Raw genomic sequence first — 21,103 nt, 5'->3', positions numbered from 1 at the left:
GGCATCATCTATTGACAATCCGCCCCGGGCGGATGGCCATCGAGGATGAGGAAGGTATGCGTTTGCCGGGAACCCGGTACCAGGAGCACGGTTGGGAGCAGGTCCGCAAGTTGCTGGGTCAGTGCTCGCTGCAGGCGCTCGCCCGCATCGACCCTGCCGGGCTGGCCGGGCCGGAGGCCGACGCACTGCTGGCGGACTACGTGGAGGCGATGGCGCCACTGCTGCATGGCGGCGGCCGTGGCGACTTGCCCGGCAACAGCTATGGCGACACCGTCCGCGAGCTGGCCCTGAGCCTGCTGCTCGAACTGCAGGCGCGGCCGGCCGAGTGGGCCGGGCTGTGCACGGCGCTGGCCGGCGAGCACGCGCGCATGGGGGCGTTCTGGACCCTCCCTGGCGGCGAGGCCCTGCTGCGCAAGAAATTCAACGACCTGTACGCCGTCCTGCGCGACAAGGTGGACAGCGACAACTACCAGGCCGCCTGCGGCCGTCCCTGCAGCCCGAACCGGATCTACGCCTACCGCATGCTCGACACCGCCTACGGCGAGCTGGCGCGCCTGTTCGCGGCCTGGCGCGAGCACCGCGCTCAGGTGGGCGCGATCCTCGGGCGCGTGCTGGACGCCGAGCCGATCGAGGCGCGCCGGCTGCGCAGCATCGGCGACTGCCGCCCCGAATGGATCCTGGGCTGGAGCGCGACGCTGGAGGGATTCACGGGCGCGGCCGGACCGCTGCACACCCGTTCCAAGCGCTTCGCCAGCCTGAAGGACAATCCGGCCAGGATCGGCGCCATGCTGCGCGAGATCGGGGAATACGACACCCTGTCGGCGAACCGGGACCGCGACTGGCTGCAGGATGCGCACGACGCCGGTGCCTGGCTGGACGATTACTGGCGCGTGCTGGGCGAATCGGAAGAGGCGAGCACGCCGGGCCCGGACCGCATCCTCGAAGCTCGCCAGGATGAACTCGACCTTGCCGTGGCGGACGAACAGGACGCATCGGAGCTGGAGCCCGTGCCGCTGCTGGACCAGGCCTTGGCCCAGCGTGTTTCACTGTCCCCCCGCTACCTCCAGGAAGCGGCGGCGGCCCAGGAGCGCGGCAGCTGGGCGCTGCGGATGATGGAGGGAGATTCGCTGCCGGTGCGGCTGGCGGTCTACCTGAAGCTGCTCGGGCCTTTCGACGACAGCTATCCGTCCGAATGGCTCGATGCAGCGACCGGCGAACTGCCGACCATGCAGCAGCTCGCGCTGCTGGACGAGGTTTCGCTGCCGACCCTGCGCAAACGGCGCGACGCCGCCATCGCCAGACTGGGCACGGCGGCCGGCACCAAGGAGGATACGTGATGGGCATGACGGAACTGGACCGCAAGCTGCAGGCGCAGCTGGTGGCGGGACGCCGGGTCGACGGCGACCGGCTGATGCTGGACGATGCCGTGCTGCTGGGGGCGCTCGACGGCAGCCGTCCGCTGACGGCGAGCGAGCGGGCGGCGCTGCAGGCGTCGCCCCTGACCGCGCGTCGCCTGCGCACGCTGGCCGACGGACGCCGTGCTCAGGCGACGGCACGCGGCTGGCAGGGCAGCCGCGGCATGCTGCGCGCCGCCGACGGCGGCGGCGGATTCGACGCCCTGGCGACCGACGACGGCGCCTGGCGCCTGCACGTGGTCGAGGGTCGGGTGATCCTGCAGCTCGATCCGCAGTCGCCCTTCGCCGCCGGACTGCTGCGCGGCGGACAGCGACTGCGCGTGCTGGATGGCGCAGGCGGCACCGTGCTCGAAGGGGTGCTCGACAGCGACGGCGAGTGCGAAGGCCCCTGGCCTTTCGCGGAGCCGCCGGCCCGCCATTTCCAGCAGCACGGCGGGCGTTTCAGCGTGGAACCGGCCCGGAACTAGCATGCTGAACCTGTTCACACGGCCCTTCCGCCAGCCGGCCCCGGATCTCAGCGGCCTGGGTGCGGACTTCATCGCGCTGCCGCTGGCGAAGGGCTGCACGGTGCCGGCCGGCTGCTTCGCCGTGCTGGCCAACCCGGAAGGGCGTACCCGGCGCCTGAGCGAAGGCGCGCGCGTCATGCCGGTCGACGGGGAAAGCGCCTGGTGCGTCCATCCGGGGCCCTACGCCTGTGACCTGACGCCCTTCGCCGCCGCGCCGGAAATCGGCCTGCGCGTGAGCATCGCCATCGACACGCCGGATCCGCGCGAGCCCCAGCAGCGCTTCGACCTGTTCCTCGCCAGCGAAGCGGAAGAACGGCTGGCGCTCAACGCGTTCGTCGCCGCGCTGCAGGCGGCCCTGCAGCGCGAACTGGCCCAGGGCAACCTGGATCTTCCGCCCTGCACCAGCTTCGAGGAGTGGAATGCCTTCCGTACCGGCTTCAACCAGCTGCTGTACACCCGCTTCGGCGTGATGGTCGACGACTGCGTGCCGGTCGACCTGGGCGCGGCGCGCGACCTGGCGGCGCTGCTGGCGGCGCGGCTCGCGATGCAGCCCGCCCCGTCTCCCGCAGTCTTGCCGGCGCAGGAAGCCTTCGATCCCGCCCTCGAGGATGCGAAGGCACTGCGCCGCCTGTTCCTGGAACTGCCGGGCCTGATGTGCGGCCTGCGCCTGGCCGTGCTGCCGGCCGACTGTGCGGGCTTCCGCCGCCACCAGGAACTGCTGCGCCGGCTCGACCTGGTCAGCCTGTCGGTGGGCACCATGCCCGCGCTGGCACTGGCCGCGCCCGGCCAGCCGCTGGCGGGGAGCGAGCAGTTGCGGCGCGCGCGCCACAGCCGGCGCGCCGCTGCCGCGCTCGACGAAGCCTGGGCTCTGCTGGCGCGCATGAAACTCAGCGACGTTGCGGCGGTACCGGCCCTGTTGGAAGAGCTCGACCGCATCGTCGCCAATCTCGAATGCGACTGCGCGGCGCGGCGCGAAGTCGCCGGGGAGGGCGCATGAACGCAGCCGTCGTCACCGTCCGCAGCATCGCGCCGGACGGCTCCTTCCTGAGCGTCACCGCGAGCCTGCGCCCGCGCGCGGGCCGCGCCGACCTCAAGTGCAGCGTGCCGGATGCGCCGGCGCTGGCCCAGCGCATGCAGGAGGTGGTGCGCCTGGCGCGCCATACCGAGCCGCGCTTCGACAGCCGCGACCAGGTGGTGCTCGGCCTCGACCGTGCACCCCTTGCGGGCAGCCGCGACTGGGAACTGGCCTGCGTGCTGGCCGACCGCATGGTGCGCGGGGTCTGGCAGCCGCAGCGTCCGGTCGTCGCGAACGGCTGGTCCGACGCCTGGCAGCTCGGACGGATCGACGGCCATGGGCTGGGCCAGGTGCCGGTCGGCGTGCTGGCCGGCGGAGAAGCCGGCCTGCCGCACCTGGGCGCCCTGACCGGACATCCGGATCCGGCGGCGGCGACGTCCACGGCGCGCGCCTGGTTCCCGCTGGTCAGCGGCGGCGCCGGCGACAGCCTGTGCTGGGTCGAGGTCAGCGTGCGTCCGGCCCCGCATGAAGGCGACGAGGAGGCCAGCATCGCGGCCCCGGGCGTCGATGCCGCCCTGCAGGCGCGGGTGCGCGCGGTCTTGGGCGCGGCGCGCCACTTCGACGGCCGCGGCCTCGGACAGTGGCGCAGCACGGTGCGGTTCGGCGAAGCGCGCTTCCAGGGCGGCTCCTTCGAGCTGGCTCTGGTGATGGCCGACCGCATGGCGCGCGGACGCGAGTTCCTGGCGCGCGGGCGGGTGCTGGCCACCGGCCAGTCCACGGCCTGGCACGCGGGGCGGGTCGAGGCGGTCGAGGGCATCGAGGCCAAGTGCGCGCTGCTCGGGCGCGAAGCCGCGCCGGGTGACCGCATCCTGCTGCCGCGCGCCTGGGAGGCCGGGCTGGCGCCGGGCTGGCGCGAGGAGCTGAAAGCACGCGGGGCCAGCCTGGCCTGCGTGGACAGGATCGGGATCATTTGAATCGCGGCCCGGTTTGCTAGAATCGATGGGCAGTGTGTTGCACGGAATGAAACGGAGTCGACTATGTTCCAGATGTTCGGAGTGAAAGGCGCCAGCTGCCCGCGCTGCGAGCGCAAGCAGGGCGGCGACGCGCGCTATTGCCCCGGCTGCGGCCTGATCCTCGGCGCGCCGCGCAACCCGCCGGTGCTGCGCGAGAACCGCTGGGTCGCCGGCCCGGACGAACTGGCCGTGTTCTTTGGCGTGCGCGAACTGTCCGGGGTCTTCGTCAAGACCCTGCGCGTGCCGGCCACGGCGCGCGCCTACATCCTGCAGGGCGACCAGGCCACCGAAGTGCCCCAGGGCGAGTACGAGATCGAGGGCTTCTTCACCCGCCTGAACCACCTGCTGCGCGACCAGCACGCCGAGATCCTCGTCACCCGCACCGGTGCGCTGCCGGTCGACTTCCGCTTCGATGACGTGCTGACTTCCGAACAACTGGCGGTGAGCGTACGCCTGGCGGTCAGCCTGCGCATCGAGAACGTGCCGGCCTTCGCGCGCCATTTCATGACCTTGCCGGGCACGATCGGGGTGAACGAACTGCGCGAACTCCTGGCGGCGCCGATGCGCCAGCTGGCCGAGGAATTCGTCGGCGCGCGCTCGATCCGCGAGATGGCCGGCAATCGCGCACTGCGCGAGCAGCTGGACGAGCGCCTGCAGGGCGGCCTCAGGCTGCTGCTGGCCGAATACGGGCTGGCGGTGGTCAAGGTGGACACCGTCGAACTGCGCCACGACAAGTACGACGCCAACCGCGCCAGGGTCGGCAGCCTGTGGCTGGCCGCCGACGAGCGCCACGTGCAGGTCGAGCACGCGAAGCAGCTCGACGACCTGTATGACGCCGAGGAATGGCAGCGCCTGCGCCGCGCCGAACAGGCCGCGCGCGTGCGCCAGCGCGAACGCGAACTGCGCCAGGACGACGCCATCGCGCGCGCCGAGCTCTCGCTCACGGGCGCCGACCGCGCCCATGCGGTGCGGGCGCGCCAGATCGAACTGTATGCCCGCATCCTCGACGCCACTTCGCGCAAGCAGGCGCTGGAACGGGGTGCCGGCGACGTGCTGGCCGAGCTCGAACACGAACTCGCCAAGAAGGGCGCACGCCGCCTTGATGAAGCCCTGGAATGGAAGCACCTGCGCGTCCTGGCCCAGGTCCGCATGCGCAGCGAGCTCGAAGTGGCGCAGCAGGATGCCCGGCAATCGCAGGCGATCGCGCGCCAGCGCTTTTCGCAGGGACTGCTGCAGCAGCAGATCCGCTACAAGATGGAACAGGCCGCGCTGATCGAGGATGGCGCGCGCAAGCAGGAGCAGCTCACGCGCCTGCGCGCCGATGAGGCGGATGCCGCGCGCCGCGCCCGCGCGATCGACGAGGAAGAACACCTCACGCGCCACCAGAGCCTGGCGCTGGCCAATGCGGCGCGCCGGCGCGAGGCCGAACGCCTGCAGGAGTGGGAAGACGAGCAGGCGCGCCAGCGCATCGACAGCACCCGCACCGCGGCCCAGCAGGACAAGCTGAGGCGCACCATCGAACTCGATGCGCGCCAGGCGCAGGCGATGCAGGACGTGCAGCTCGATGGCGAGGAACGCCGCCATGCGCTGGAGTTGCGCCGCCTGGAGGCCTTCGCCGCGATGGACGATACGGCCAAGCTCGCGCTGGCGGCGGCGCCGAACGCGGCCGTCCTGAACGATTTCATGAAAACCCGCGTGCACGCGAGCATGGACGCCGACCAGCTGGCCGCGCTGGCCAAACTCGCGAGCGAAGGCAAACTGAGCTCCCAGGAAGCCTTGCAACTGGTGCGCGAGGAACAGGCGCGCCGCGAGCTCGAGGTCGACCGCGACCGCCGCCACCAGGTCGAGCTCCTGGCAACTCAGGCACGCTTCGGCGCCGGCATCGCGGCCGCCGTGCGCGCCTGCGCCCACGGTCATCCGGCACGCGAAGGCGAAGCTTTCTGCGGCACCTGCGGCGCGGCCTTGCCCCATTGATGCAAGCGATGCAGACCGCCATCGACAAGATCCGCGAATTGCGTGCCCTGCACGAGGATGGCCTGCTGAGCCGGACCGAGTTCGACCTGCGCAAGAACGCGATCCTCGATGCGGCCTATCTGCCTGCTGCGCCGGAGCCCGAGGTGGTCGAAGCACCTGGCCGGCGCGAGCGCCCCGGCACCGAGCTGGGCCTGATGGCGGGGCAGGAACTCGGCCCGCAGAACCGGCGCTACCGGCTCGAGCGCCTGATTGCCCACGGCGGCATGGGCCAGGTCTGGCAGGCGACCGACCTCGCCACCCACGCGGAACTGGGCCACAGCGCCCAGGTGGCCCTGAAGATCCTGCCGCCGCAGCTGACGCAGTCGGCGCTGCAGTCCAAGCTCCTGATCCAGGAAGCGACGCGGGCGCGCCGCCTGGCGCATGAGAACATCGTGCGGGTCTACGAATGGGCCCAGGACCCGGCCACCACGAGCTATTTCATCATCATGGAATGCCTCGAGGGCGAAGACCTCGACAGCCTGCTGGCGCGCGAGGGACGCTTGCCCTTCGAACGCGTGCTGGACCTGCTCGAACCGGTCGCCGCCGCCCTCGACTATGCCTGGGACAAGCATGGCCTGGTGCACCGCGACATCAAGCCGGGCAACGTATTCCTCACCAGGCGCGGCGAGGTGAAGCTGCTCGACTTCGGCATCGCGGCGCGTGCCCGTGCGGGCGGCAGCGCCGGCGCCGTGCTGGAGGCGCCGGCCAGTTCCGGCACCGCCGGCTACCGCGCGCCCGAAGCCGGCCAGCCGGCGGGACAGCCGGCGCCGGCGCTGGACGTGTATGCGGTGTCGATGATGATCTACCAGATGCTGGACGGCGCGCTGCCGCCGGATCCCGGCGTGGCGCCGGAGGCGCTGAAGCCGCACCAGTGGCAAGCCCTGCGCGCGGGCTTCGCGCACGATCCGGCGGCGCGTCCCGCGAGCGTGCGCGCCCTGCTGGACGGCTTGCGCAATGCCGCCGGCCCGTCGCCCGAGGAGCTGGCGGCGCAGGAGGCGCTGGCGCGCGCCGGGCAGGAACGCCGCGAACGCGAGCTGGCGGCGCGCCGCCTGGCCGAAGAGCAGGCCCGGGCGGCGGCCAAGGCCGTGATCGACCGCCAGCGCCGCGAGCAGCAGCGCCTGGAGCGCGCCGCCCAGGAAGAATCGCGGGCGGCGCGCAAGGAAGCGCTGCGCCGGCAACTGCTGGCCAAACGCGAGGAAGAAGCCGCCAAGGCGCGCCTGGCGCAGGAAGAGGCCCAGCGCAAGGCGGCCCAGGCCAGGCTGGCCGCAAGCTACCTCGCCGAACAGAAACGCGCGCGCGAACTGCAGGCGGCGCGCAGCGCCGCCGAGCTCCAGCAGCTGATCCCGACGCCCGGCAGCCCCGTCGCCGATGAGGACGGGGTGCTGCGCGATCCCTTCCTCGAGGGCGAAGGCAGCGGGCCCGCGCTGGTGCTGGTCCCGACCGGACGCTTCCAGATGGGCTCCCACGAGCACGAGCGCAAGATCGCGATGGCGTCCGGCGCCCAGCAGAAATGGCTGGAGCGCGAGACGCCGCAGCGCTGGGTCGGCATCGAGCGCCCGTTCGCACTGGGGCGCTATCCGGTCACGGTGGGCGAGTGGCGCGTGTTCGTCGAGGCCACCGGCTGGGAGCCGCAGGGCGAAGTCAACTGGCTGGCGCCGGGCTTCCCCCAGACCGACGCGCATCCGGTGGTGGGCGTCACCTGGCACGACGCCCAGCGCTACCTGGCATGGCTGTCGGCCGGCACCGGCAAGCGCTACCGCCTGCCGAGCGAAGCCGAATGGGAATACGCCTGCCGCGCCGGCACCCGCACGGCCTTCAGCTTCGGCGACACCATCAGCCCCGAGCAGGCCAACTACGACGGCCGCTTCAGCTACAACGGCGGCCCATGCGGCGCCTACCGCGCCGGCACCACCCCGGGCGGCATGTTCCCGCCCAATCCCTGGGGCCTGTTCGACATGCACGGCAACGTGTGGGAGTGGGTGCAGGACGTGGTCCATGACGGCTATGAAGGCGCGCCCCTGGACGGCAGCGCCTGGGAAGCGGGCGGCGACGCGGCCCGCCGCATCCTGCGCGGCGGCTGCTGGCTGTACAACCCGCGCTACCTGCGCTCGGCCCTGCGCAACGGCTTTTCCAGCGTACTGGCGAACGACATCGTGGGCTTCCGGGTGCTGCGTGAGCTGATGTGAGGCGCGCGGATGGTGTACATTAAAAAGCATCATCCAGCACAGAGGAACCGCCATGCCCATTGCCCACCTCTTCAAATCGCATGACAAGGACCTCGGCGGCGGCTTCACGGTCCGGCGCATCCTGCCGGCGGCCGCGCGCCAGTCGGTCGGCCCCTTCCTGTTCTTCGACCACATGGGGCCGGTGGAAGCCCAGCCGGGCGCACGCCACGACGTGCGCCCGCATCCGCACATCGGCCTGGCCACGGTGACCTATCTGTTCGAGGGCGCCATCATGCACCGCGACAGCCTCGGTACCGAGCAGCGCATCGAACCGGGGGCGATCAACTGGATGACCGCCGGCAGCGGCATCGTCCATTCCGAGCGCACGCCGGACGACCTCCTGGACCGGGTGCGCCGCACCCACGGCCTGCAGCTGTGGGCGGCGCTGCCGCGCGAGCACGAGGAGGCGCCTGCCGCGTTTTCGCACACGCCGGCACAGGACATCCCGGAAATCGAATTCGAGGGCGCGACCGTGCGCGTGCTGGTCGGCAGCGCCTTCGGCCGCAGCTCGCCGGTGCCGACCTTCAGCGACACGATCTACCTGGACGTGCAGCTGGCGCCGGGCGGCGCGATCGAGCTTGGCGGCCTGCCCGAGGAAAGCGCCGTGTACGCGCCGATCGGCGCCATCGAGGTGGACGGCGAGCCGATCCCGGGCAACACCATGGCGATGCTGGAGCCGGGCCTGCCGGTACGGGTGTCGTCCAGCGCCGGCGCGCGCTTCGTGCTGGTCGGCGGCGCGCCGCTGGACGGGCGCCGCTACATCTTCTGGAACTTCGTCTCCTCCAGCCGCGAGCGCATCGAGCAGGCGGCGCGCGACTGGGAGGCGAATGCCTTCGTGCCGGTGCCGGGCGACGCCGAGCGTATTCCGCTGCCGGCCTGGCCGGCGGCATGGAAGCACGACGAACGCCGCGACTAGCTGATCGCTTCGATGCGGTAGGCGCAGCGGCGCGCCCCGGCCAGCTGGTGCTCGACCCGCTCGACCCGGACGTCAGGGCCCAGCACGCGCCTGAATACGTCCAGCTCCGAGCGGCAGAAATTCTGGCAGCTGCGCGCGGCGGCGCAGATCGGGCAGTGGTTCTCGACCAGCAGCACGCTGCCGTCGGGCTCCACCTGGGCCTCGGCCATATAGCCTTCGGCGTCGCGCATCAGGGCCAGCGCGGCAGCGCGCTGGGGCAAGGGAGCGCCCGGGTCGACCGCCGCGCGGTAGGCCGTTTCGCTGGCCGCTTCGCGGGCATCGATCAGGCGGTCGATGGCGCTTTCCCCGAACAGGGTCCTGACCTGGGCGATCAGGTCGACCGTGAGCGCCGCGTGGCGGTCGGGGAAGCGCGCATGTCCCAGCTCGGTCAGCTGCCACAGCCGCACCGGGCGGCCGACCTTGCCGGCGGTGTCGACGTGGCTGACCAGGCCTTTCTCTTCGGCCGCCTCGAGCTGGCGCCGCACCCCCATCGAGGTCAGGTGCAGGGTATCGGCCAGTGCCTGGGCGGTCTGCGCGCCCCGGGTCTTCAGCAGCAGCAGTGTTTGTTCAGCCGTATTCATTGGTGATTCCTATGCGAATTCCTGATGTGCCGGCGCGGCCTGGCGGCTCCAGCGCCGCATCGAAAGCGCCGCCCAGCCCGCCAGCAGGCCGCCCGCGACCAGCACCAGCCGGGTATCTAGCAGGGCCAGCAGTCCGCCGCCGAGCGCCATGAGGATCTGGGCAAGGCAAAAGGTGGTGGACAGCAGGCCCATGACGGCGCCCTGGCCGTGCCCGGCGAACTGCTCGGCCGCCCAGGCCTGCAGCGTCGCATTATAAAAGGCATGCGGCAGGCCGAACAGGATGATGGCCGCCATCCCGACATGCAGGCTGCCGATCCCGACGCACAGCAGGGCGAGCGCCACCGCGCCGGCGTGGTTGCCGGCGCGCAGGCGCGGGTCGAGCGCGTGGGCGCGGCCCGCGAACAGGGCGGTGACGGTCATGGTGCCGCACAAGAGCATGTTCACCAGGGCGATCCCGGCCGCGTCGTAGCCGCCGGTCTCGACCAGCCACAGGGGGAAGAATTCGTAGAAGCCGGCCACCCCACAGGAGTAGGCGAGGTGGATGAGGAACAGGGTCTGCAGCGGCCCGTGGCGCAGCAGGGTGAAGGCATGGCGTTCGCGCGCCAGCGACCACCAGCGGCCGCCGCTTGCACGATCGCGGACTGGCTCCCGCTCCAGCACCAGCATCGCGAGCAGGCCGCCAAGCAGCAGGCCGCCGGTCGCGATAAAGAAGGGCAACGTGATGCTGTAGCCCGCGCTCAGGCCGGACAGCAGCGGACCGGCGAGCCAGCCCAGGTGCGAGGAGCCGTTCAGCCAGGACAGGGCATGCTTGCGCAGCGGACCGTCGAGGCGTTCGGCCAGCAGGGCGCGCAGGATGGCGCCGTTCCCCTCCAGCACACCGGTGCCGAAGCGCGCCGCGATCAGCAGCGGATAGGACTGGATCAGCAGCGCGTAGGCCGTCAGCAGGTGGCCCGCGGCGGCGCCGACGGTGGTCAGCAGCAGGATGCGGCGGCGTCCGAGGGCGTCCGACAGGGAACCCAGCACGGCACTGCCGAGCAGCATGCCGGCCGGGTTGACCATCAGGGCGATGCCGAACAGCAGCTTGGGCGGCAGGCCGAGGAAGCTGGCCAGCCCGCCCGGTGCGGCGCTGGAAAACAGCGGCGGCAGCAGCGGATAGGCCAGCGATGCGCCGATGGTCGACAGCAGAGCGAGCAGGCAGGCGCTCCCGATGAGCAAACCGTTCTTCATACGAATCCCCGGCAGTGAAGTATTGCCGGAAGTGTAAGCCGAGTTCAGCATATAAGTAAACGAAAATGTTTATTTATTTGTGCTTGATCGCAAGCTCTTGTTGCATGGCTAGGTGGCGCCCCGCGGGATCTGGTCGGCGTAGATTGGGAGTCCCACCCAGGGTAAGTCCACCTTATGGAAGGACGCGCCATGAAAATTCCAGACCATCTCCGGATTCCCGTCATCGTCTTCGCGCTGCAGGCCGCGCTGCTGGCGGGTACTGCGCTGATCTTCCTGGTACTGCGCCCGCCGGGCTCCTGAGGGCTTGACGCCGGTTCAGGCGTCGAGCCAGGCAGCGGGCAGGCCGGCAGGCAAGCCGCGCCGGCGCACGCCGGCGCGGGGAGTGCGTGCGCGCATCTCGATCTGCGCTTCCGGGTAAGGCTCGGCAGCAAAGCGCAGCTGCGGGCCAAGGCCGCGCAGGTGCTCGATGGCGGCGCCCGGCGCCAGCGGCGTCTCGATGCCGGTAGCCGGGTCCAGGTGCCAGAAGCCGCCCTCGCGGTGGAACAGGACCGGCATGCCGGCCGCGCGCGGCTGCGCGGCGATGTCCGCTCGTCCGGGATCGCGGGTGGGATCGGTATCCGGCGCGAGGATGTAGAAGGCTTCGGCGCACGCCCCCGCATCGACGCGGTGCAGGACCACGCCGTGCGGCAGCAGGGCCGTGACTTCCAGCTCGACCACGCCGCGTATGCTGGCCGTCAGTGCAATCCGCATGCCGAGCCGCAGCGGCGCCGGCGCATGCTTGCCAGGCCAGACGCCGTCGAGCAGCAGGCCGTAGCGCGACACGTCTTCGATCTCGAAGCCATGCCGGCCCTGGCGGATCAGGGCATGGCGGCCGGACAGGCGCCGCGTCAGCCCGCCGCGCTCTTCGCCGTGCTCGCCGTAATGCGTCAGCAGCAGGTCGGCCTCCGGCTCGAATTCCTCGAAGCGTCCCAGCACGCACTCGTCGAGCGCGAACAGGCGCAGGTGGCGCTGGGTGCTCGAATCGGGTTCGGCATGCACCAGGCAGGCGCTGTCGGCCGGGCAGGGATGGATGGCCGGGCCGACCGGCACGTCGATTTCGATCAGGTCCTCGTCCCAGGCGATGGTGGAAAAGCCCAGGTCGACCTTGCCGCCGCCGTCGCGCGGATCGCGCAGGTCGAGCTGGGCGATCGACGCGTTGCGCGCCGTGACGTCGATGTCGAGACTGCCGCCGCCCGGTGCCTGCACGCGGGCGATGCCGGCGTCGTCGGCCGTGACGCGCACGTTTTTATGGGTGGCGAGGAAGGTCTGGTGGATGTCGCCCAGGCTGGCGTCGGGGCGCGGGACCAGGATCACCGGCGAGCAGGTCCAGGTACGTGCCGCCGCCGGCTGCTGCGGATGGCGGCTGTGCAGCTCGACGTCGATGCGGTACTGCCCGTGCTCCAGGCCGCGCGAGGAGAATTCGAGGAAGACCAGGCGCCAGTCGCCGCGCGAGGTGCGCTGGAACAGATAGCTTTCGCCGTCGCGCAGGCGCAGGCCGGAACGCACCAGCATCCTCACCTCGGCGGCGCAATCCATCGGCATGCCGCGCAGTTCCAGCTTGATGGCCTGGCGGCCGCCCGCCGCGCGCGGGTCGAAACCGCTGATGTGCAGTTGCGGGCGCTGTAGCGGCGCGGCGGATTGTGGGGCAGTCGCCGGCGCGCGCTGGGCGCGCAAGGCGCTGATGACGTCAAAACTCGCGGGCAAACCGCCGGCGGCTGCGGCCTCGGCCGGCTGGGAATGCCCGTGCTCGCAGGCCTGCTCGCCTGGCATGACCCAGACGGTGCAGTGCGGATGCTCGGGATTGCGGCAGCGGTTCATGGCGCGGTGGCGGGTTCGATTACGTTCGACAACATGGCAAGCTTACGCTGTTTTCCAGCCCAGCGGCGCGCCGCATTCATTGATTAGCAACATTATTTTCTGTTAGGAATTTTTTAATTCCGGGACTCGCCCGGCAGGGCCGTCTCGTCGGCATGCGCACCAAGCTGCGGATGCAGCGGACGCAGCACCAGGGCGGTCAGGTTGTCCGCATGCAGCCCGTCCGGCGGGGCGCTGTCGAGCTCCTTGAACAGGCGCCCGACCATGGCGGCGGCGTCCGGCGCCCCGGCCAGCAGCGCGGGCCAGCGCCCGACGAAGCGTTCAGGGTCGGTGCAGGACCAGAAGCCGTCCGTGGCCAGCAGGTAGGCCGCGTCTGTGCGCAGGGACAGGACGCGCCGGTCCGGCAGCGCGCTCAGCCAGGACGGCAGGTTCAGCGGCGTGAGTTCGAACAGCGGGTCGGACAGCTGGGCAGGGTTGCTGAAGGCATTCCCGAGGATGAAGGCCTGGGCGATCTGGGGCGAATGGGCGCCATGGACCTGGCGCCACCACGCGTCCGCGTCGAGGCGGCCGGCCAGGGCCGCCGCGGTGGCGGGGACGTGGTCGACGGTGAGCGGCATGGCCTGCTGCGGGCCGATCTCGTACAGGCGCGAATCGCCCACGTGATACAGCAGGGGCGGGGCGCCGGCCGGCAGTTCCAGCATGGTGAGGGTGGTGCCGGGACGGGCGCCGGCCTCGAAGGCGAAATGGCGCTGCAGCTCGGCGTGCAGCAGGTCCAGGTGGCGCCCGAGTTCGGGCGCCGTGCGGCAGGGTGGAATGCCCAGCAGCCCGGCGGCGACCGCCTCGGCCGCCTCGCGCCCGTGGCCATGCCCGCCCATCCCGTCCAGCACCGCCACCCGGCCATGGCCGGAGGGCCAGCCTGGCAGCCGGGTGCGCCGCGCTTGCTGGCCGAGCAGGTGGACGGCCTGGCCCGCGAAGTCGATGACGACGAAGTTGTCCTGGTTTTCCAGCCTTTGCTGCGGACCGCTGCCGCGCCGGCTGGCGACGGCGACCTCGTAGTGCGGGGCGAACTGGAAAGCGGACAGGATGTCGGAGGCGTCGGGCATGGGCTGGATCGTGATGGCAATCCGGCTACTTTACACCTGAACAAGGCCGCCCGAAGCGCGGATCAGAGGGGATTTTTCCGGTTTCCGGCCATCAGGATGAGGGCATTGGCCAGCACGCAGGCCCCGGCGGCGCCGAGGGCGGCGCGCACGCCCCAGGCATCGGCCACCTGGCCCCAGACGATGCTGCCGCCGACGTAGCCACCGGACATGACGAACAGGTAGATCGACAGCGTGCGGGCGCGGACCTCGGCCGGGAAGGACAGCTGGGCCGCGGCGTTCAGGGTCGAGACCGTGGCCGACCAGGCCATGCCGCCGCACAGGATCATGGGCGCCAGCAGCGCCAGCGAGCTGCCCAGCGACATGCTCACCAGCATCAGGCCGTACACGACGAGGGCGCCGGCCAGGACGCCGGACTTGTCGAAGCGGACCCGCACTTGCGGCAGGAAGAAGGCGGCCAGCACGCAACCGCCGCCCAGGCAGCCCATCAGGGTGCCGTAGGTGCCGGACTCCATGCGCAACACGTCGCGCACGAACACGGGCAGCAGGCTGGCGAAGGCGATGGTCGAGAAGAACACCGAGCAGACGTTGCGCAGGATGCGGCGGTAGCGCGCGCAGCCGAAGGCAGTCCTGACGCCGAGTACGAAGCGGGTGCGGAAGCCTTCGCGTTCCGGCGCCTGGGGTGTGTGCTCGCGCCACCAGACCCAGTACACACCCAGCAGGCCGGCAAACGAGAGGGCATTGGCCAGGAACAGGGCGCTCGGCCCGATCCAGCCGAACAGCAGCCCGCCCAGCGCCGGCCCGATGATGGCGGACAGGTTGTACGAGAGGTTGTTGAGGGTGGCCGCGGCCTCGACTTCGTCCGGATCGACCAGCCCCGACATCGCGGCCTGCCAGGCCGGCCAGACGAAGGCCGTGCCGACGCCGATGCAGAAGGTCAGGATCAGCACCGGGGTGGCGGCCCCCAGCCCGGTGGTCACCAGCAGCGCCATGGTGGCGGCGCACAGCGCCATGTAGAGGTTGCAGTAGAACAGGAACTTGGGCCGGTGCACGGCGTCCGCGACCACGCCCGCCAGCAGGGCGAACAGGAAGATCGGCACATAGCTCGCGGTCTGCACCAGCGAGGTGATCGAGGCCGACCCCGACAGCGAGGCGACCAGCCAGGCCGAGGCGAAGGTCTGGATCCAGGTGCCCATGTTCGACACCATATTGGCCAGCCAGATGTTGCGGTAGCGCGGGTGGCGCAGCGGACGGGTCAGGGGCACCCTGGCGCGGCGCGCAGGAGCGGAAGCACCCAGCGGGATGGCGGCGCCGGACTGGTTGTCGGCAGCTGTGGCGGCGCTGGTGCTGGAGTCTGGCATGGTCTGGACAGTGTAGGTGGCTTCCCAGCCTACGGTCAATTAAATTGCCCTGCGGAAAATGTTTTCTATGATATTGTGGCGTTCCCAAAACACGTTTGCCATGACAGACATGCTGATCCGACCGCTGGTGGCCACGGACATCCCAGCCGTGGCTGCATTGCTGCGCGAGCTGGCGCGCGAATACATCGTGCACGAATCGCCGCCGGAGGGCGCATCCACCTTCCTTGCCGAGAACGACGAGATGGGCGTGCGCGGCTTTCTCGCGCGCGGGCATGTGTATCACGTGGCCCTCGTCGACGGTGCGCTGGCCGGCTTCGTCGCCGTGCGCGACCGCAGCCATCTGTTCCACCTGTTCGTCGGCAAGCGCTGGCACCGCTGCGGGGTGGCACGCGCCCTGTGGGACGCGGCACGCGATGCGGCGCTCCAGGCCGGCGGCGACGGCAGCTTCACGGTGAACTCCTCGAATTTCGCGGTGCCGGTGTACGAGGCCTTCGGCTTCGTGCGGGTCGGCCCGACCCAGTGCGCCAAGGGACTGTACTTCAACCCGATGCGCCTGGTCGGTTCAGAAGAAGCCTGAGCGCGGAGCCGCAACGCTTTCGTCGGCCCGGCGCAGCCACAGGCTGCTGGCCCAGCCGTCCAGGCGGCGCCCATCCACCACGGCGCTGACCTGCCACCAGTCGCCCCGGCGCAGGCCGGTCACGGTCACGCGCGTCCCGGCAGGGACCACGGCCAGGCGGCGTGCGTGGATGCCAGTGTCCTCGCGCAGGTTCAGGTGCTCGCGCACGCGGTAGTGCGCGCCGGCGACCGGGGCTTGCGGCCCGGCGCCATGCGCCAGGGCCGGCGCGGCCGGGTCCGGCCGGAAGGCCGCGTGCAGCAGTCCGCCCAGCAGCGCCGTCCCGCACACCAGCACAGCCAGGGCACGCGCATTCGGCCGGCGCCACCAGGCGCGTGGAGTGAGCCAGGCCGCCAGGCACAGGGTCAGCAGCAGGCCGGCGCCATAGGCCGCGAGGGTGGTCAGGCTGGGCATGGCATCCCTCAGGCGTCGAAGCGCAGCACGTAGTGGCCGGCCACCAGGTGGTGGCCCGGCGGGACCAGGTAGGGCTGCTCCTGGCTCGCGTCCAGGATCTGCGCCACCATGCGCAGCTCGGCATCGAGGTGGAACAGGGCCTGCGTCTCGGACAGGCGCACCACGCGCAGGCCCTCGGCCGTGGCTTCCCAGCTGAAGGCATTGCGCGACAATCCCAGGCGGTCGGCGCTGCTCGCCGCGCTGCCGTCGGCGTGGCGCAGGAAGCGGGGCGCATCGAGCACGCGTAGCGCGGCCAGTGCCGGCATGCCGCGTCCGAACACCAGGCGGGTGCCGGCGGCGGCCGGCTGCACCGGTCCCTGCGGGACGGCCAGCAGCGCCGCGTAGCGGTCCGCCATCTGCGGCGGCACCGCGTGCAGCTGGACGCTGGCGCCGTCGAGCGGCGCGAAGCGCGCGGGGACGCCGACGCGCTGGCGTCCCGCCGAGGTGATCGCATGGACTTCGTCGGCATCGTCGACCAGGAAGCGGATCACGCTGTCCTTGCCCGGCGCCGCCGGGGCGAGGCCGGCGCCGAGGCCGATCTCGAGCGAGGCGGCGCCGGTGTCGCGGTAGCGGCTCAGGCGCGGCAGCGCCAGCGCGGCCAGCGTGATGCGGTGGCGCGCGACCGGCGCATAGGTGGCGTCGTTCTCCGGCGGCAGCGGCGCCGCCGCCGGCACCGGTGCAGATTCGGGCACCGCCAGCGGCATCGCGGTCATGTCGTTATCTGCGGCGGCGCGCGGCTTCCAGACCGAGGGCGTGCGCAGGGGCGGCGCGCCCGGCGCGTCGGCCGCTGCCGGCGCCCCGACGCGGCTGATCTTCAGCAGCAGGCGCTGGCCGCCGGTTTCCTGTTTGCCGCGGATGACGTAATAGCCGTTGGCCTCGTCGAAGCGGCAGTCGAGGCTGTCCTTGGGCCTGACCTGGACCTCGACCGGCGCATCCGGGCCGTCGTTGACCAGCAGGATGCCGCCCTCGTCGCCGAAGGGCCAGCCCGGCACCGCGAAGGTGGCCGCCGCTTCATCCTGCCCGATCAGGGTCAGGCGCTGGTTCGGGTAGACCGCGCATACCGGCTGCCAGACCGCGCTGTCGCGCGAGGCCGTGACGGTGTACAGCAGCTGTTCGCCCGGGGCCGGCAGGTAGACGGCGTGCCCGAACTTCACCTTGACTTCGCCCGCATCGACCGCATCGGTGCCGACCACGTGGTAGCGCACCTCGTCGCCCTTCAGCAGGTCGCCGAAATCCTTCTGGTGCAGGGCCGCCAGCGACGCCGCCAGGTCGCGCACCCGCGCGCCGCGCGTCAGGTGGCGGTCGTCGTCGACCTCGTCCTGGGGCAGCATCAGCGTGACGTGGGAGAAACAGCGGGTGGCGGCGCGGCCGCGCTGTTCGCGCGGCGAGCGCTCCAGCAGGTCGCGCAGCAGCGGCCGGCGCGAGAACAGCGCCAGGCCGGGCGCCTGCCACAGCGCCTCGGCGTTGAACACATCCCCTACCTTGGCCAGGATTTCGTGTTGGACGTAGACCGGCATCTTGGATTCTCCTCGAAAGATTGAACGCTCGCCATGCCGAACGCTAGCAGGGGGCAGATGAAAAACAGCAGGTGCGAGCCGCCGGCCGACAGAAAGCTCATCGGCTGGCCCATGATGGGAAACAGCGCCAGGTTGGTACCCCAGGACAGCAGGAAGTGCCCGGCCAGGAAGGCCGCGCCGCCGGCCAGCAGGAAGCACTGGAAACGCCCGAGCCAGGCGCGCCGGAAGTCGCCAGCGCCGGCCGCCGCTGCCCAGGCCGCGGCGGCGGCGTGCAGCAGGGCCGCCAGCAGCGCCGCCTGCAAGATCCACATCAGCAGGCCGCCGGCCAGGCCATGGCGGTTGATCAGGAAGGAGGGGGCGAAGTCGTCCTGCACCGCCGGGATGCGCAGCGCCTCGCCGCCGGGCCCGCCCAGCGAAGCGATGCCGAGCAGGCCGTCCGCGCCGAGCCAGCCGCCTGCGCGCACGGCACCGGCCCCGAGCAGCATCTGCTGGCCGGTGTGCGGGTGGGCGGCCGGGTCGGCCCAGACCTGGAAACGCTCGGCGTAGAAGCCGCCGGCGAATCCGGGCGCGGCCGACTGCAGCGCAAGCGCGCCGCCCAGCAAGGCGCAAGCCAGGCCGCCCGCCAGCGCCGCCTGCAGCCGGCGGCCGGTGGCCAGGCACCAGGCCAGCAGAGTGACGGCGGCCCACACCAGCAGCAGGATCAGGGGCGAGTAATCGTCCACCTGCACCAGCGCCACGGCGAGCAGCAGCACGAACAGCAGCACCGGCGCCAGCATGCGCAGCCAGTCGCGCCAGTTGCGGCGGCCACCTGTGGCGGCGCCGGTCGCCAGCGCGAGGCAGTGGGCACTGAGGGCGGCCAGGGCGAGCTTGGCGAATTCCACCGGCTGGACGTCGAACACGCCGGTCTCGTCGCCGAAGGCGACCTGCAGCACCAGGCCGGCCAGCGCCGTGACGGCGAGCGCCACCAGCAGCCATTCGGTGCCGGGCCGCGACAGCATGCCGCGCGCCAGGCCGCCGAGCAGCAGCAGGCCGAGCGGCAAACCCGCAGCCAGCAGCACGCAGCTGGTTTCGACGTGGCGCAGCCAGGCGGTGTCGCGCGCGCCTAGTCCCAATTCCAGCTGGACCAGCAGGCCGGCGCCGAGCAGCAGCACGGCGAAAATGCCGAGCATGGACAGGCGGCGCGGCCACAGCAAGGCATGCCAGAGCGCGGCCCAGGCCAGCAGCAGGGACCACCCGGTGCCGGGTGCGTCGCCGCCGCGCTGCATCACGAGCAGCAGCAGCGCAATGGCGGGAAGGGCGCTGGACAGGGCGATCCGCACTGCCGCGGCGGCGCTGCGTACAGGGCCCGACAGGCGCAGGCCCGCGGCACCCGCCAGCAGAAACATGCACAACGCGGCGCAGCAGGCCGGCGTGGATGGTAGCGGCGAGTGCCACAGCGCGCGTTCGCTCCAGTTCCGGTGCACGCTGGACGGCAGCTCGGCCTTCGGCTCCGCGAACAGCGCCACCTGGCCGGCCGGCTGCAGGATCAGGGAGTCGGCGCTGCGCGACAGGGTGAAGCGCGTGCGGCCGACCGCGATCGCATCCACCCCGTCGAGCGCATGTTCGCGCTGGGCGGCGTCGATCCAGTGGCCGCCGTCCTGCAGCAGGACGGGCTGGGTGCCGCGCACCTCCAACGCCAACCCGCCCATCGCGGAGCGCGCCAGGGTCAGCTTGCCGGTGTCGAGCCCCGGGACCGGCAGGCGGTTGCCGCAATAAAGGTGAGCGCCGAAGGCCAGCGGCCGGCGGAAGGCGAGGGCAGCCGGTGCGATGCGGTTCCAGGCGCCGGCCAGGCGCGCCGCCATGCCCGCATCGGGGCAGGCTGCTTGCGGCCTGCCGTCGCGCCGCAGCAGCGCGCCGTCGTACTCCCAGTCATGGCGGCCGTCGCGCAGCAGCACGCGCTCATGATCCGCCGCGACGATCTCGAACAGCGCGGCCCCGGCCTGCAGCTGCTGGCCTGCGGCCAGGCTGAGGCTGCCGGTACGCAGGCGCTGGCCGCCGCGGGTGAGTACGGCGGCTTGCGCCGGACTGGCGTTGCGCAGCCACCAGCGTCCCGCGCCATCGCGGCGCACCACGAACTGCTGCGCCGCCGCGCGTGGGGCAGCCAGTTCGGCATGGCCGAGCGTGGCCGAGGTGCCAGGCGCAAGGCGCAAGCTGATCGACTCGGGCAGGTAGCGCGGCGGTGCCAGCAGCATGGCGAGGAGCTGCAGCAAGCAGACGCAGGCCAGGGCGAGCGCGGCGCCGGCCAGGCGCAGCTTCATGCCGCCCTCGCCAGCGCTGGCGTCATCGCTTCGCGGACCGCGCCCAGCATGCGGCTGATCTCGAGTGCGTGGGCAGGACGGCCGTCCGGTGCGGCTGCCAGCAGGGCGCGCAACAGGGCGCTTGCCTGCGGTCCGCCTGCGCCGAAGGCTTGCGCGAAGCCGGCCGCTTCGTCAGGGTGCAGGGTCGGCGGCAGGCCGCCGTGTTCGCGGCGCAGGATAGCGGCGCCTTCGCGGCCGTGGCTGGCAAAGGCCTGGCCGCAGGCCGCGCCGTAGCGCAGCATGCGGCCGCACACCAGCCAGTAGAGCAGGGCGCCGAGCCCGAAGTAGTCGCTGCGCGGCTCGCTCAGGTACTCGCCGCGGGCGTGGGGAAAGAACTGCTCCGGCGCCTGCCAGCTGGCGGTGCCGGTATAGGCATGGGCGCCCGCAGCGCGCAGCGCGCGGCTGGTGCCGAAATCGGCCAGCTTCAGGTTCCCGCTGCGGCGGTCGAGCAGCAGGTTGCCGGGCTTGAGGTCGAGGTAGCGGAACCCGGCCGCATGTACCTTGGCCAGGGCCTGGTTGACCTGGGCGGTCCAGTCGAGCGCCTGCAGGGCGTCCGGCAGCTGCCTGGTGGCACGGCGGACGCCGAGGTGGGTGGCCAGATCGCCGTCCAGCAGTTCCAGGGCCATCGCCGGCAAGCCTTCGTGAACGCCGCTGTCGAGCAGGCGCACGATATGGCGTCCATCCCAGGGCGCCAGCCGGGCCAGGAACTGTTCTTCGGCGCGGGCGGCGTCGCTCCAGTGGTGGCGCAGGGCGGCGGGAGCGCGCGCCATCTGCCTGGTGTTGACCAGCTTGACGGCGACGCTGCCGACCGGCGCCTCGGCGCGCCACACCACGCCGTAGGCGGAGCCGCCCAGCGTTTCGCACAGCCGGTACTGGCCGCGCGCCATCGAAACGATTGTGCCTTGCTGGACCATGCCCG

At 71.6% G+C, this 21,103-nt stretch carries 17 protein-coding genes; 8 read left to right on the top strand and 9 right to left on the bottom strand.

Going from position 1 to position 21,103, the window contains the following annotated elements; all coding sequences use genetic code 11:
* The first annotated feature begins 56 nt into the window (after positions 1 to 56).
* The 7 genes from ACSQ25_RS14120 (at position 57) to ACSQ25_RS14090 (ending at position 9,103) form a co-directional block, all read left to right on the top strand.
* A complete protein-coding gene (locus ACSQ25_RS14120) occupies positions 57 to 1,337 on the top strand; it encodes a hypothetical protein (protein WP_436106315.1) in 1,281 nt (426 codons plus the stop codon).
* Positions 1,337 to 1,882, top strand: coding sequence for a hypothetical protein (locus ACSQ25_RS14115; protein WP_436106314.1), 546 nt, complete (start codon positions 1,337 to 1,339; stop codon positions 1,880 to 1,882). The genes ACSQ25_RS14120 and ACSQ25_RS14115 overlap by 1 nt, the downstream gene beginning before the upstream one ends.
* Position 1,883: 1 nt before the next feature.
* Complete coding sequence (locus ACSQ25_RS14110; protein WP_436106313.1) at positions 1,884 to 2,918, top strand: hypothetical protein; 1,035 nt, start codon at positions 1,884 to 1,886, stop codon at positions 2,916 to 2,918.
* A complete protein-coding gene (locus tag ACSQ25_RS14105; protein WP_436106312.1) occupies positions 2,915 to 3,910 on the top strand; it encodes a hypothetical protein in 996 nt (331 codons plus the stop codon). Before ACSQ25_RS14110 ends, ACSQ25_RS14105 begins: the two co-directional genes overlap by 4 nt.
* Before the next feature lie 63 nt (positions 3,911 to 3,973).
* Complete coding sequence (locus ACSQ25_RS14100) at positions 3,974 to 5,923, top strand: hypothetical protein (protein ID WP_436106311.1); 1,950 nt, start codon at positions 3,974 to 3,976, stop codon at positions 5,921 to 5,923.
* Between the two features lie 8 nt (positions 5,924 to 5,931).
* Entirely contained in the window at positions 5,932 to 8,148 is a 2,217-nt protein-coding gene (locus ACSQ25_RS14095) for an SUMF1/EgtB/PvdO family nonheme iron enzyme (protein WP_436106310.1), read from the top strand.
* Between the two features lie 52 nt (positions 8,149 to 8,200).
* Positions 8,201 to 9,103: a pirin family protein gene (locus tag ACSQ25_RS14090; protein ID WP_436106309.1), complete on the top strand. Its 903-nt coding sequence runs from the start codon at positions 8,201 to 8,203 to the stop codon at positions 9,101 to 9,103.
* Here ACSQ25_RS14090 and ACSQ25_RS14085 read toward each other — a convergent pair.
* The 5 genes from ACSQ25_RS14085 to ACSQ25_RS14065 form a co-directional block, all read right to left on the bottom strand.
* Positions 9,100 to 9,723 (bottom strand): helix-turn-helix transcriptional regulator, encoded by a 624-nt coding sequence (locus ACSQ25_RS14085; protein WP_436106308.1) that lies wholly within the window; start codon positions 9,721 to 9,723, stop codon positions 9,100 to 9,102. The genes ACSQ25_RS14090 and ACSQ25_RS14085 overlap by 4 nt on opposite strands.
* Before the next feature lie 9 nt (positions 9,724 to 9,732).
* Positions 9,733 to 10,950: an MFS transporter gene (locus ACSQ25_RS14080; protein WP_436106307.1), complete on the bottom strand. Its 1,218-nt coding sequence runs from the start codon at positions 10,948 to 10,950 to the stop codon at positions 9,733 to 9,735.
* 315 nt (positions 10,951 to 11,265) lie between these two features.
* Positions 11,266 to 12,807 (bottom strand): FHA domain-containing protein, encoded by a 1,542-nt coding sequence (locus tag ACSQ25_RS14075; RefSeq protein WP_436106306.1) that lies wholly within the window; start codon positions 12,805 to 12,807, stop codon positions 11,266 to 11,268.
* A 113-nt stretch (positions 12,808 to 12,920) separates the two neighbouring features.
* The gene (locus ACSQ25_RS14070) at positions 12,921 to 13,907 is read right to left on the bottom strand and encodes a PP2C family protein-serine/threonine phosphatase (RefSeq protein WP_436106305.1); all 987 of its coding nucleotides are present in this window, start codon (positions 13,905 to 13,907) and stop codon (positions 12,921 to 12,923) included.
* Between the two features lie 62 nt (positions 13,908 to 13,969).
* On the bottom strand, positions 13,970 to 15,265 hold the full coding sequence (locus ACSQ25_RS14065) for an MFS transporter (RefSeq protein ID WP_436106304.1): 1,296 nt from the start codon (positions 15,263 to 15,265) through the stop codon (positions 13,970 to 13,972).
* Positions 15,266 to 15,374: 109 nt separating this feature from the next.
* Between ACSQ25_RS14065 and ACSQ25_RS14060 the strand changes: the two genes are divergently transcribed.
* Complete coding sequence (locus ACSQ25_RS14060; RefSeq protein ID WP_436106303.1) at positions 15,375 to 15,842, top strand: GNAT family N-acetyltransferase; 468 nt, start codon at positions 15,375 to 15,377, stop codon at positions 15,840 to 15,842.
* On the opposite strand, the gene ACSQ25_RS14055 is transcribed toward ACSQ25_RS14060, so the two are convergent.
* From ACSQ25_RS14055 to ACSQ25_RS14040, 4 genes are read right to left on the bottom strand one after another with little or no spacing between them, the layout of a single operon-like run.
* Complete coding sequence (locus ACSQ25_RS14055; protein WP_436106302.1) at positions 15,828 to 16,292, bottom strand: SH3 domain-containing protein; 465 nt, start codon at positions 16,290 to 16,292, stop codon at positions 15,828 to 15,830. The two genes, ACSQ25_RS14060 and ACSQ25_RS14055, sit on opposite strands and share 15 nt — an antisense overlap.
* 8 nt (positions 16,293 to 16,300) lie before the next feature.
* Entirely contained in the window at positions 16,301 to 17,848 is a 1,548-nt protein-coding gene (locus ACSQ25_RS14050) for a hypothetical protein (protein WP_436106301.1), read from the bottom strand.
* Positions 17,809 to 20,145: an FtsW/RodA/SpoVE family cell cycle protein gene (locus ACSQ25_RS14045; protein WP_436106300.1), complete on the bottom strand. Its 2,337-nt coding sequence runs from the start codon at positions 20,143 to 20,145 to the stop codon at positions 17,809 to 17,811. Before ACSQ25_RS14045 ends, ACSQ25_RS14050 begins: the two co-directional genes overlap by 40 nt.
* Entirely contained in the window at positions 20,142 to 21,098 is a 957-nt protein-coding gene (locus tag ACSQ25_RS14040) for a protein kinase domain-containing protein (RefSeq protein WP_436106299.1), read from the bottom strand. Before ACSQ25_RS14040 ends, ACSQ25_RS14045 begins: the two co-directional genes overlap by 4 nt.
* Positions 21,099 to 21,103: the final 5 nt, after the last annotated feature.

The sequence above is a fragment of the Massilia sp. LjRoot122 genome (genome assembly GCF_964252725.1).
Taxonomy (GTDB): domain Bacteria; phylum Pseudomonadota; class Gammaproteobacteria; order Burkholderiales; family Burkholderiaceae_D; genus Telluria.
The sequence above is the reverse complement of the archived record's forward strand: the minus strand, read 5'-3'. Positions and strand labels throughout refer to the sequence as shown.